Annotated in this window: 9 protein-coding genes; 4 read left to right on the forward strand and 5 right to left on the reverse strand. The window is 70.9% G+C overall.

Annotated features, from left to right (window positions below):
* Positions 1-75 precede the first annotated feature (75 nt).
* Both AC14A7_RS00005 and AC14A7_RS00010 read right to left on the reverse strand, forming a co-directional pair.
* Positions 76-372 (reverse strand): hypothetical protein, encoded by a 297-nt coding sequence (locus AC14A7_RS00005; protein WP_484005763.1) that lies wholly within the window; start codon positions 370-372, stop codon positions 76-78.
* A gap of 3 nt (positions 373-375) precedes the next feature.
* On the reverse strand, positions 376-600 hold the full coding sequence (locus AC14A7_RS00010; protein ID WP_484005764.1) for a DUF3107 domain-containing protein: 225 nt from the start codon (positions 598-600) through the stop codon (positions 376-378).
* A gap of 85 nt (positions 601-685) precedes the next feature.
* Between AC14A7_RS00010 and AC14A7_RS00015 the strand changes: the two genes are divergently transcribed.
* Together AC14A7_RS00015 and AC14A7_RS00020 are read left to right on the forward strand one after the other, a co-directional pair.
* Positions 686-3,802: a PD-(D/E)XK nuclease family protein gene (locus tag AC14A7_RS00015; RefSeq protein ID WP_484005766.1), complete on the forward strand. Its 3,117-nt coding sequence runs from the start codon at positions 686-688 to the stop codon at positions 3,800-3,802.
* Positions 3,795-6,971, forward strand: coding sequence for an ATP-dependent helicase (locus tag AC14A7_RS00020; RefSeq protein WP_484005767.1), 3,177 nt, complete (start codon positions 3,795-3,797; stop codon positions 6,969-6,971). Before AC14A7_RS00015 ends, AC14A7_RS00020 begins: the two co-directional genes overlap by 8 nt.
* Positions 6,972-6,982: 11 nt before the next feature.
* Here the strand turns inward: AC14A7_RS00020 and AC14A7_RS00025 are convergent, their stop codons facing one another.
* Positions 6,983-7,933: a phosphotransferase gene (locus AC14A7_RS00025; protein WP_484005769.1), complete on the reverse strand. Its 951-nt coding sequence runs from the start codon at positions 7,931-7,933 to the stop codon at positions 6,983-6,985.
* 67 nt (positions 7,934-8,000) lie between these two features.
* Between AC14A7_RS00025 and nudC the strand changes: the two genes are divergently transcribed.
* Positions 8,001-8,891, forward strand: a complete 891-nt coding sequence (gene nudC / locus AC14A7_RS00030) for an NAD(+) diphosphatase (protein ID WP_484005771.1) — start codon at positions 8,001-8,003, stop codon at positions 8,889-8,891.
* Positions 8,888-10,573, forward strand: a complete 1,686-nt coding sequence (locus AC14A7_RS00035; RefSeq protein WP_484005772.1) for an ATP-dependent helicase — start codon at positions 8,888-8,890, stop codon at positions 10,571-10,573. The genes nudC and AC14A7_RS00035 overlap by 4 nt, the downstream gene beginning before the upstream one ends.
* Here AC14A7_RS00035 and AC14A7_RS00040 read toward each other — a convergent pair.
* Positions 10,570-11,394, reverse strand: a complete 825-nt coding sequence (locus tag AC14A7_RS00040) for a TOMM precursor leader peptide-binding protein (protein ID WP_484005774.1) — start codon at positions 11,392-11,394, stop codon at positions 10,570-10,572. The two genes, AC14A7_RS00035 and AC14A7_RS00040, sit on opposite strands and share 4 nt — an antisense overlap.
* A gap of 52 nt (positions 11,395-11,446) precedes the next feature.
* On the reverse strand, positions 11,447-12,793 hold the full coding sequence (locus AC14A7_RS00045; protein ID WP_484005775.1) for a zinc-dependent metalloprotease: 1,347 nt from the start codon (positions 12,791-12,793) through the stop codon (positions 11,447-11,449).
* Between the last annotated feature and the right edge of the window lie 58 nt (positions 12,794-12,851).

Below are 12,851 nucleotides of genomic sequence, written 5' to 3' on the forward strand. Positions count from 1 at the left end.
CCCCGCCTCCCCCCCCCCCCCCCCCCCCCCCGATGCGCAGGAGTCGGCTGGCGATCCTGCCGAGCGGATCGGAGGCTACGCCTTGCCGCCGGAGAGCCTGGTCAGCAGCGCGCGGTCGTTGGCGCGACGGCGCGGCGGAAGGGCGAGGGCGACGACGAGCGCCGCGGTGCCGGCAGCCACGAGGCTGATGACCCAGATCCAGCCGCCGTCGAAGGTGAAGCCGAGCCACAGCAGCGAGACCCAGATGACGGATGCGACGATGGCGGCGATGGCGCCGAGCAGCAGGGATCCGCGGGTCTCACGACCAGGCAGCGCGTAGTGCGCGAGGAATCCGAGGCCCGCGGCGATGAGGACGACGAAGAGGAGCTCCATGGTCTACGCCACGAACCCGACGCGACGCGACGACTCGGAGCCGATCTCGATGTAGCCGAAGCTGGCGGTCGGCACGATGAAGACCTTGCCCTTGTTGTCGCTCAGCTTGATGAACGCGCTCGACGCCTCGAAGGCTGCGGCGACGAGCGCCTCGACCTCCGCGGCCGTCTGGCCCGACTCGAAGGTGATCTCACGGGGGCTGTTGGTGATGCCGATGCGAATGTCCACGAGGCAAGATTACGACACCGCGAGGATGCCGCATCGCCCCGTTCACCGTGGGCGTACTGTCTGCCCCTCCCGCTAGCTTGTACTCGTGGCAATCAAGGGATTCGAGCGAGCGGCGTCTGGCGCCGTCGCGGTCCCGGTGCTCGATGACTCGCAGCGCGCGGTGCTCACCCTCGCCGACACGCAGTCGGCGGCGGTGATCGGGGCTCCCGGCTCTGGCAAGTCGACGGTGGTGGTCGAGCTCGTCGCCGATCGGGTGCTCGGCCGCGGCTGGGGCGCCGACGAGATCGTCGTGCTCACGCAGGGTCGCGCTGGGGCATCCCGATTGCGCGACCAGCTCGCGCTGCGACTGAATGCCGCGACCAACGGCCCTCTTGCCCGCACGGTCAACTCGCTCGCCTTCGAGATCGTCACAGAGGCAGCGCGTGCCGCCGGAGCGCCGCTGCCCCGGCTCGCGACGGGCGGCGATCAGGACAGCGACATCGCCCAGCTGCTCGAGGGGCACCTCGAGGAGGGCACCGGCCCGGCGTGGCCGGATCCGCTGAACGACGACGTGCGGCGCCTGCGGGTGTTCCGCACCGAGCTGCGCGAGCTCATGGGGCGAGCCACGGAGTACGGCGTGACCCCGGCGGCTCTCGCCTCGCTCGGGGCGTCGAGCGGGCATCCGGAGTGGGTGGCCGCCGCGGCTTTCATCGACGAGTACCTCGAGGTCGTGGCGAGCGCGCGGGAGTACCAGCTCGACGCGGCAGAGCTCGTGCGCTTCGCGATTGCCGCTATCGAGTCGTCGGATCGCGTCTCTCGACTGCGGCTCGTCGTCGTCGACGACCTACAGGAGGCAACGGAGTCGACCGTCGCCTTTCTTCGCGCCCTCGCCGCCAGAGGCGTAGCGATCATCGCCCTCGGCGATCCGGATGTCGCGGCGAACGCCTTCCGCGGCGGCGAGCCCGACGTGCTCGGCCGGCTCTCGAGTGTTCTCGCCATTCCCGCACTGACGACCATCGTGCTCTCCGCTGTGCACCGCCAGCCCTCTGCCCTTCGCGAGCTCACCACCCGGGTCACAGAGCGCATCGGCACAGCGGCCGCGGGGCCGCAGCGCGCCGCGCCGGGGGTGCGAGAGCCGCAGCTCGAGCTGCCCGCCATCCTCACGGTCGAGGCGCCGAGTGCCGGCCGGGTCTGGTCGTCGGTCGCACGGGTGCTGCGAGAGCACCATCTCGTGCGCGGGGTTCCGTGGTCGCGCATGGCCGTCGTTCTCCGCTCCGGCGCATCCGTGGCGCCGGCGGCGCGGGCCCTCGCCCTCGCCGAGGTGCCGAGCCGCACCGCCGTCGGCGGGCGACCGCTGCGCGACCTTCCAGCCGCGCGGGCCCTGCTCCTCGTCGTCGACGCGGGTGCCGGCCGCACCCCGCTGTCTCCCGCGCTCGCGACCGAGCTGCTGCTCGGACCCATCGGCGGGCTCGATCCGCTCGCGCTGCGACGGCTGCGGCTCGCCCTCCGGGCAGAGGAGCTCGCGGGCGGGGGCTCCCGCCCGAGCGACGAGCTGCTCGTCGAGGCGCTGGGCGCGCGCGACCGGCTGGCAACGATCGACCACCGGGTGGCGCGAAGCGCTGACAGGCTCGCCGGCATCCTGTCGGATCTCGGCGACCTGGCCGCGGCTGGCGCGACGATCGAGGAGCTGCTGTGGCTCGCCTGGGAGAAGAGCGGGCTGGCCAAGCCGTGGTTCGACGCCGCGCTCGCGAACGGCATCGTCGCCGACGAGTCCAACCGCAACCTCGACGGCATCGTTGCCCTCTTCAGCGCGGCGAAGCGCTTCGTCGAGCGGGAGCCTGCCGCCGGGTACTCCGTGTTCCTCGCCAACGTGCTCGATGCCGAGGTGCCGGAAGACACCCTGTCGCCCCAGCCGGCGACCGACGCGGTCTTCGTCTCGACACCGCCAGGCGTGGTCGGCGCGGAGTACGACATCGTCGTGGTCGCTGGGCTGCAAGACGGCGCGTGGCCGAACCTGCGCCTCCGCGGCTCCCTGCTGAACCCGCAGGAGCTCGTGCGGGTAGTCACGGGGGTCGACTCCTCGACGGTCAACGAACGGGCCCTCGTGCTCGGCGACGAGCTGCGCATGTTCGCGCTCGCGGTCTCGCGCGCGACCACCCAGGTGGTCGTCGCTGCGGTCGCCAACGACGACGAGGCGCGCAGCGTGTTCTTCAGCCTGCTGCCCGCCAGTGCTGTTGCGGCCGACGTGTCGAATCGTCCGCCACTGTCGCTGCGCGGGCTCACCGGCAGGCTGCGACGGGAGCTCATCGCCCCTGGTCGTTCGCTGCGCGAGCGGGCGGCCGCCGCATCCGCGCTGTCCCGTCTTGCCGCCGAGCGGGTGCCCGGTGCCGACCCGACCGAGTGGCACGGGCTGCTCGAGCCCTCGACGGTCGACCCGCTGTTCGGACCAGATGACACTGTACCGGTCTCGCCATCCCAGCTCTCCCGCTTCGAGGAGAGCCCGCTCGACTGGTTCGTCGAGTCGATCTCTGGCTCGCAGTCGTCGACGGCCATGGCCGTCGGCACGCTCGTGCACTGGGCCATGGAGACGGCAACCGACCCGAGCGTGGATGCCGTGTGGGCCGCGATCGAGGCACGCTGGGGAGAGCTCGCCTTCGAGTCCGCGTGGATGGCGGAGCACCAGCGACGAGCGACGCGCGTTCTCGCGGCCGGCGTCGCGGAGTACCTCGGCGACTTCCAGCGCGATGGCAAGCTGCTCGTGGCGGCCGAGGGCAGGTTCTCGCTCGATGTGCCCCCCGCGAAGGTCAACGGCTCGATCGACCGCGTCGAGCGCCACCCCGACGGCTCCGTCGTCATCGTCGACCTCAAGACCGGCTCGCCGGTCACCAGGCAGGACGAGATCGACGCACACCCGCAGCTCGGCGCCTACCAGCTCGCCTATGCAGAGGGCGTGCTCGACGAGTTCCTCGCCGAGCACGGGGAGCACGCGAGCGGGGGAGCGAAGCTCCTGTTCGTCAAGCAGGGGGTGCGCAGCAAGCTCTACCGCGAGGCGGCCCAGGCACCGCTCACCGAGGAGCAGCTCGATGGCTTCCGCACCCGCATCCGCCAGGCCGCCTCGCTCATGGCGGCCGCGTCGTTCGACGGTGTCATCGAGCTGCCGACCCGAGGCCCCAGTGTCGCGTCGCGGTCGCTGCACCGGGTGAGGGCGGTGTCGAGTGACTAGCTCCGTCGAGATCGCCGACGCCCTCGAGCGCCCCCGCCCCACTGCCCAGCAGCAGGCCGTCATCGAGGCGCCCCTCGCCCCTGCCCTCGTGATCGCCGGCGCGGGCAGCGGCAAGACAGAGACGATGGCCAACCGGGTGCTGTGGCTGCTCGCGAACGGCCACGTCTCGGCGAGCGAGGTGCTCGGCCTCACCTTCACGCGCAAGGCCGCCGGCGAGCTCGCCGCCCGCGTGCGGGAGCGCATCGAGCAGCTGGCAGCGGTCGGGCTCATCGCCGAGGGGCGGGGCTATGACGCCTTCGACCCGCCCAGCATCTCGACCTACAACTCCTTCGCCAACACGATCTACCGCGACCACGCCGCCCTGCTCGGCCGGGAGAGCGATGGCACCGTGCTCGGCGAGGCGTCGGCGTGGCAGCTCATGCGCGGCATCGTCGTCGCGAGCACCGACGACCGGCTGCCCGACCTCGACCGCAACGCCGACACTGTGACGAAGGCGGCGCTGCAGCTCAGCCACGCGGTGAGTGAGAACGTCGTCGATGTCACGGCGGTCGCATCCATGGCAGAGCAGTTCGCCGCTCTCGCCGACCTTCCCCCCGGAGGCCGCGGGGAGTACGCGGAGGCCGCGATGCTCGCGCAGCGGGTCGGGGCGCTTCCCGTGCTGCTCGGTCTCGCCGCGGAGTTCGAGCGGGCGAAGGCCAGTCGTGGCTTCGTCGAGTACTCCGACCAGGTGGCGCTCGCACTCGAGATCGTGCGGCGAACCCCCGGTGTGGTCGCCGACTTCCGCGAGCGGTTCCGGGTGGTGCTGCTCGACGAGTACCAGGACACGAGCGTCGTGCAGTCGTGGCTGCTCTCCGAGCTGTTCGCGCACCATCCGGTCATGGCGGTCGGCGATCCGAACCAGTCGATCTACGGATGGCGCGGAGCGAGCGCCGCAAACCTCGAATCCTTCCCGTCGCAGTTCGCCTCGAACCGGGCGGCCACGTTCTCGCTGTCGACGAGCTGGCGCAACGGGCAGCACATCCTCGACGTGGCCAACGGCCTCGTCGAGCCGCTCGTGGCGACCACCCGGGTGCGGGTCGAGCGGTTGCAGCCGGGCCCGTCGGCCAGTGCCATCGCGGTCGACGTTGCCGTCGAGGAGACGGTGCGCGACGAGGCGAACGCCGCCGCTGTCTGGCTCAAGCAGCGCATCGTCGCGAACGAGGCGGGAGAGCTGCCGAGTGCCGCGATGCTCTTCCGCACCCGATCGAGCCAGCGCTTCTTCATCGACGCCCTTCGCGCGCACGAGGTGCCGTTCCACGTGCTCGGCATCGGCGGGCTCATGATCGAGCCGGAGATCGCCGACCTCGTCTCCGCCCTCACCGTGGTCAACGACCCGACGGCCGGCTCAGAGCTCGTGCGCCTGCTCGCGGGCTCGCGCTGGCGGCTCGGTGTGCGCGACCTGCACGCCCTCAGCCGAGTCGCCTCCTGGCTTCGCGACCGCGACTACCGCCACCAGATGCTCGACGAGGAGATCAGGGAGAAGCTGCGCAACTCTGTTGCAGAGGGGGAAGGCGGCTCGATCGTCGACGCCCTCGACTTCGTGGCGACCGCGAAGCCGGGCCACGTCGCGCTCGAGAACTTCAGTGAGGCTGGCCTGGAGCGGCTGCGGCACGCCGGTGCCCTGTTCGCGCGGCTGCGCGCGCGCTCCGGTCTTGAACTGCTCGACTTCGTCACCTTCGTCGAGCAGGAGCTGCTGCTCGACATCGAGGTCGCCGCCAACGAGGCGCGCCCTCTCGGCGGAGCGACGATGGAGGCCTTCTTCGACGCCCTCGGGGGCTACCTCTCGGTCGGTGCGTACAACCACGACGACTCGGCGAGCCTCGGCGGGTTCCTCGGCTGGCTGCGGGAGGCGGAGAACCGCGAAGGGCTCTCCCCGCGCACCGAGGATGCCGAGCCGGGCACCGTGCAGCTGCTCACCATCCACGGCTCGAAGGGCCTCGAGTGGGACCACGTGGTCGTGCCTCGCCTCACCGACGGCGAGCTGCCCGGCACTCCCAACGAGGGCTTCACGGGGTGGCTGAGCTTCGGCACCCTTCCCTACGAGTTCCGCGGCGATGCGGCAGAGCTGCCGGAGTTCGAGTGGCGCACCGCGACGACCCGCAAGGAGCTGATCGACGCCAAGGGTCGCTTCAGCGATGCCGTGCGGGCGCGCAACGAGCAGGAGGAGCGCCGCCTCGCCTATGTCGCAGTGACGAGGGCGCGGCACGGGCTTCTCGTCTCCAGCTCGTTCTGGTCGACGCAGTCGCGGCAGCGGCCGCCGAGCCCGTTCCTGCGCGAGCTCTCTGATGCCGGCGTGATCGGCCCGCTGCCGACGGCGAGCGAGCACGAGGAGAACCCACTCGGCGACGACGCGACGATCATCACCTGGCCGCTCGACCCGCTCGGCGGCCGACGGGCCGCCGTCGAATGGGCTGCGGCCGAGGTGCGCGCGAGCGCGCCGGGGGCGGGTGGGGCGTGGGATCGCGATCTCGACCTGCTGCTCGAGGAGCGGCGACGCCGCATCGAGGGAAGCGAGCGGGTCGCGGTGCCTGCTCGGGTACCGGCATCCCGCTTCAAGGACTTCGTCGACGCCCCAGCAGAGGTCGCCGCCTCGCTGCGGCGCCCGATGCCGCAGCGGCCATACCGCGCGACCCGGCTCGGCACGGTGTTCCACTCCTGGGTCGAGAACCGCTTCGGGGTGCACGGTGGCACCGAGACGATCGACGCGCTGGAGACAGAGCTGGATGACGCAGAGGGCACCCTCGATCTCGAACGTCTCGCAGAGCTGCAGCGCACCTTCGAGCACTCGGAGTGGGCGACCCGCAAGCCGGTGGAGGTGGAGCGCGAGATCCACCTCCCGCTCGACGGCCACATCGTCATCTGCAAGATCGACGCGATCTACGCCCTGCCGGGCGACCGGTTCGAGGTCGTCGACTGGAAGACGGGAAAGGCGCCCGTCGACGACGACGACCTCGAACGCAAGCAGCTGCAGCTCGCGCTGTATCGGCTCGCCTATGCGAAGTGGCGCGGCATCGACCCGGCCCGCATCGACGCTGTCTTCTACTTTGTGGCCGACGACAGGGTGGTGCGTCCTGCGCGCATCTTCGACGAGGACGAGCTCGTCACGGAGTGGCGGCGGGTGTACGCCTAGGCGACGAGCAGCTAGGCAGACAGGTTGCGGGCGCCGAGAGGGGCCATGACGTCGTTCTCGACGTCGTCGACGATCGCGCTGAGCATGCTGACAGCGTCGTCGACGATCTCGGTGCTGCGCACCTGGGTGCCGTGCAGCAGCCACTTGGCCACCTCGAGCTCCGCATAGAGCGTCGCTCTCGTTCCGACCTGGCGGTCGAGCGTGCCGCGCGCGGAGTGGTACGCGTCGAGGGCTGCCTGCGAGGCATCCGCGTCGTGTGCAGCCAGCAGCCAGCACAGGTCGCGTGCCGGGTCGGCCACCCGAAGCTCATGCCAGCCGAGGAGGCCGGTGACCGCCTCGCCCTGGACGAGGAAGGAGTCAGCGCTCAGCGTGTTGTTGACGACGGTCGGCTGGTACTGCCACATCGCGGTGTCCTCGGTGGCGCGCTCCCACCGGCCGAGCAGCGATGCGGGAACCATGCCTGTCGCGGCAGCGCGGTCCATGATGCTGACGGCGCTGCGCAGGCTCTCGATCGGGGTGAGCACGGGAAGCCCTGCGTCGGCGACGAAGCTCGTGGGAAGCGAGTGGATGGCGGCGATCGCGCGCCCGATCGATGCCGCGAGCCCGTCGGTGCCCGGCTGCAGGTCGTCGAGGTGGGCCTTCTCGCCATAGACGAACTCGTAGACGATGCCGCGCGTGCCGTCGACGGGAACCTGCCCGACGTAGGTCGAGACGGCGAAGGGGAGGCGGGCGCGCACGCCACTGCTCAGCGCGCGAAGGGCAACGAGGTCGGCGGACTGCTGTGCCTCCGCTGCCTCGTTGCGCGGCACGCGCATGATCCAGTGCCGTCCGTCGCGCCCGGTGAGCAGCGCGGAGTCGAAATCATTGTCACCGTGCGCGCCGAAGCTTGCCGTCGAGGCGAGGTCGAGGCCCGCCACGGCCGCCGTGGCGAGCGCGGCTAGAGTGAGGTTGGATCTGGCCATGCCACTCAGGGTAGGTCGAGAATCCTCCGCATCCCTTGCACGCCACGCACTTCCGATGGGTCTGAACATGTCACGGTCGTTCCTCGCGCGACTGCCGCTCGCGCGCAGCGGACTCGACCGGGACCACCTCGGTCGCGGCGATGCGGGCCTGCTGCAGCATCCGGAGGCCAGGTTCGTCGTCATCGCCGACGGTCTCGCGCTGCTGAGCGGCGAGGCGCGCCTTGCACTCCTGACGGCAGCGCAGGCGCCCCCGTCAGAGCTCGTGGTCTACCTCGGCCGCACAGAGACCGGCGCCCCGCGCTTCTGCGTCGTGCTCGACGAGCCCGGCGACCTCGGCCCATGGGGCAGCCTTCGCACCCTCGGCGCCCAGCTGGACGACCTGGATGCCGCCCTCTTCGTCGAGTCCCTCGCGATCTCGAACTGGCACCTCGCGCACCGCTTCTCGCCGCTCAGCGGGGCGGCGACGGTGGCGACCACGGGTGGGTGGGTGCTGCGCGATCCGGAGGCCGGCCGCGATCTGTTCCCGCGCACCGACATGGCGATCATCGTCGGGGTGACGGATGCCGCCGACCGCATCCTGCTCGGATCCAACGCCGCGTGGGAGTCGAACCGCTACTCGCTCCTCGCAGGCTTCGTCGAGCCGGGCGAGTCGCTCGAGGCGGCCGTGGCGCGCGAGGTGTTCGAGGAGTCGGGCATCCGCGTCACCGACCCCGTCTACCTCGGCAGCCAGCCGTGGCCTTTTCCCGCCTCGCTCATGGTCGGCTTCACGGCGCGCGTCGACGAGTCGGTCGAGAGCACGCTCACGCCCGACGGCGAGGAGATCCTCGACCTTCGGTGGTTCAGCCGCGACGAGCTTGCGGCGTCGGTCGGCGAGATCCGCCTGCCCGGTGCGACCTCGATCGCCCTCGCCATCATCGAGGAGTGGTTCGGCGGCCCGCTGCCGGAGGCTGCGCCATGAGCAGCCCGGAGTCGCTGCTCGACGGGCTCGACGAGCAGCAGCGCCAGGCGGCCGAGGCGCTGCTCGGTCCGGTGTGCATGCTCGCCGGTGCTGGCACGGGAAAGACTCGGGCCATCACGCACCGCATCGCCTACGGGGTGGCGAGCGGCGTGTACCCTCCCGGCCGGGTCTCTGCCCTCACCTTCACGACCCGTGCCGCAGGGGAGCTGCGTGGCCGGCTTCGAGCACTCGGCGCCGGCGGTGTGGCGGCCCGAACCTTCCACTCCGCCGCGCTGTCGCAGCTCAACTACTTCTGGCCGCAGGTGGTCGGCGGCAGCATGCCGCGGCTCATCGAGAGCAAGGCCCGACTGCTCGCGCACGCGGCCGACTCGATCCGGCTGAAGCTCGACACGGCGACCCTTCGCGATGCAGCGGCAGAGATCGAGTGGCGCAAGGTCTCGCGACTGAGCATCGAGCAGTATGCGCACTCCGGCCGCATCCTTCCCTCCACCCTGACGATGGAGACGGCTGCGTCGCTGCAGCAGGCATACGAGAACCTCAAAGACGAGCGCCGGCAGCTCGACTTCGAAGACGTGCTGCTCGCCGCCGCCGGCATGATCGAGGCGGAGCCACGCGTCGCCCAGCAGGTGCGGGAGCAGTACCGCTTCTTCGTCGTCGATGAGTACCAGGACGTCTCGCCGCTGCAGCACGACCTGCTGACGCTCTGGCTCGGCGAGCGCAGCGACGTCTGCGTCGTCGGGGATGCGAGCCAGACCATCTACTCGTTCGCAGGGGCATCGCCGGCGTACCTCCTCGGTTTTCCGGCGAAGTACCAGGAGTCGGTCGTCGTGCGCCTTGAGCAGAACTACCGGTCGACACCGGAGATCGTCGCCTCGGCGAACCGGCTCATGCACGGCAGAACCGGCGCACTGTCGCTGCACGCTGTCGCGCCGAGCGGGCCGGCCCCGACGGTCAACGTCGCGCCCAATGACAGCGCAGAGGCCCGCTCGATCGCGAATGCCATTGCCGCGGAGATCGCCGGGGGAGCGGCCCCGCAGGACATCGCGGTGCTGTACCGCATCAACGTGCAGTCGACCGCGCTCGAGGCGGCGCTCTCTGATGCCGGTGTGCCGTACCTGCTGCGCGGTGCGACCCGGTTCTTCGAGCTGCGCGAGGTCAAGGAGGCACTCATGCTCCTCAAGGGCGCGACGGTGACAACGGCGATCGCCGAGCCGCTGTTCAAGACGGTCAGCGACGTGCTGCGCTCCCTCGGCTGGACGCAGGACGCCCCAGAGGTGCGCGGCGCCGTTCGCGACCGCTGGGAGTCGCTCAACGCGCTCATGGGCCTGGCCGAGGAGGCGGCACCAGGCACGACCCTTCGCCAGTTCGTCGAGGAGCTGCTCGAACGCCAGCAGGGGCAGCACGACCCGACGCGCGCGGCCGTCACCCTCGCGACGATGCACGCGGCGAAGGGACTCGAGTGGGAGTCCGTGCACATCGCTGGCCTGAGCGAGGGGCTGCTGCCCATCAGCTACGCACGAACGGAGGCGGCGGTCGAGGAGGAGCGTCGGCTGCTCTACGTGGGGGTCACCCGTGCCCGGCGGCGACTGAGCCTGTCGTGGTCGCGGGAGGGATCCGCTGGGTCGCCGAGCCGTGGCGGCCAGCGCAACCCCAGCCGTTTTCTCGCCGAGTTGCAGCGCTAGCGAACGGCGGCGACGGCCTCGCCGTTCGTGAAGCCCGGTTCGAGGCAGCCGCAGGCGGGGTGCGGGTCGACGGCCGATGTAGTCACGGTGCCGGTCGCGGCATCCAGGTGAATCTGGCCGGATGCCGAGGCGGCCCCCAGCGCGAACCAGCCCCCAACGACGCGGGCTGCGATCGCGGCCGCCTCGCTCGCGACGAGGGGGGTGTCTGCTGCGGCCGTGCGGCCCCACAGCTGGGACGCGATAGCCGGCCACGCGGCGTCGGCCTCGGTGGCGTGCAGCTGAAGGCAGTACAGGCATGCAGAGCGGCCGGGTTCGACGAGCGGGCCGATGGTGACGTCGGCGTCGCCGACCAGCACGGCAAGGTGGGGAATGTCGCGCCGCAGCCAGAGACCGTGCAGCGCTGGCTCGAGCACGAAGTGCCCGACGGCAACGGCGAGGTCGCACGACTCGCCCTCTGCTGCGGCCACCGTGCGCGCAATGCGCACGGTGAAGCCCTCGGCGGCGAGCAGCCGGGCGACGGCCTCGGCCGTCGGGCCTTCGCCGGTGACAACCACCACCCGCTCGGCACTGCCCCCGCCCTCACGCACGAGCGCGGGCGCAACCTGCGCGAGAAACCCCTCGACCTCGTCGCCGCGCAAGCCAGCCGACCGCCCGATCATCGCGAGCCCTGCGTGCGGAACGCCGCCGCTGAGCGCCGCGAGCATGCGCTCTGTGCCGACAGTGACGCCGTCGAGGGTGACGACGGCGCGAGAGACGCCGATCTGCAGGCTCGTCGGGCTGCGCCAGACGAGGGGGAGTCGTGGGTCGAGTCGCAGCACCATGCGCCGATAGTGCCAGCAGGGCCGGATGCCGCGTCGGCGGCATCCACACGCGTCAGTCCTCTGTCGGCCGCTCGGTCGTGTCGTCGTTCAGGAGGTCCTCGATGGCCTGGTCGACGTCGTCGAGACTAGTGAAGCCTCCCGTCAGTCGGGAGAGCAGGGCGGACGGGTCGGTGATGTCGTCTGCCGTTGGGACGACGTCGGGATGCGACCACAGGGCGTCACGCGCATCGGCGCCCACCGCATCCGAGACCTTCTGCCACATGGCGGCGGCCTCGCGAAGGCGCCGTGGTCGCAGCTCGAGGCCGACGAGTGTCGCGAACGCGGATTCGGCGGGGCCTCCCGACGCACGGCGGCGGCGCACAGTCTCGGCGATCGCGTCACGCTTGGGCAGGCGGGCGGTCGCCTCGGCCGTCACGACGTCGACCCAGCCCTCGACGAGGGCGAGCATCGTCTCGAGTCGCGCGAGCGCGGCGAGCTGCTCATCGGACTTCGGCGGTATCAGGGCACCGCTCGTCAGCGCGTCCCGCAGCTCCTCTGGGTTGCTCGGATCGAGGTCGGTCGCCAGCTCCTCTAGTCGATCGGTGTCGATGCGGATGCCGTGGGCGAACTCCGTGATCGACGACAGCAGCTGCAGCCGCAGCCACTTGGCGTGCCGGAACAGGCGGGCGTGGGCGAGCTCGCGCACCGCGAGGTAGAGCTGCACCTGGTCGACGGGGATGTCGAGTCCGGTCGCGAAGGCCGCGACGTTCTGCGGGATCATGACCGCCTGGCTGTCGGAGCCGGAGGAGCCGAGCAACGGGATGCCGATGTCGCCGCCCGACACCACCTCGCTCGCGAGCTGGCCGACCACCTGGCCCAGCTGCATGGCGAAGAGGGTGCCGCCGACGTTGCGCATGAGCTGGCTCGCATTGGCCATCATGCCCTCGAGCTCATCGGGAGCCTGGTCCTGCAGCACGCCCGTCAGCGCATCGGCGATGCTCGTCGCAACCGGCTCGGCCAGCTGCGTCCAGATCGGCATCGTCGTCGTGACCCACTCGGTGCGGCTGATGAGCCGCGGGGTGGCGGTGAGCTCGGTGATCGACGTTGCCTCGGCAAGCCACAGCGAGGCGACATGGAACGCCTGCTCCAGTTGCGATCGCTCTGCGGGAAGCGAGACGACGCTCGACCGGGACGCGAGGCCGGTGGCCTGCTCGAGGGCGAGTCCCCAGTTGACGCCGTCCTCACTCGACTGCAGTGCATTCTGCAGCTGGCTGATGAGCTGCGACACGAGCTCAGGGTCGTTGGGCAGCCCGGCGGCGCTCGCGAGTCTCGCTGGGTCGATCTCGCCGTTGCCGGAGAGGAACTCCCTCAGCATGTCCTTGAATTCGTCTTCCGGCTCTCGGCTCGGCTCGTCGTCCATGCCGTCAACGCTAGCCTCTGCCACTCGTGGGGGAAGGGATTTCGCCTAAGCTTGGGCT

The organism is Conyzicola sp., from assembly GCF_057073975.1.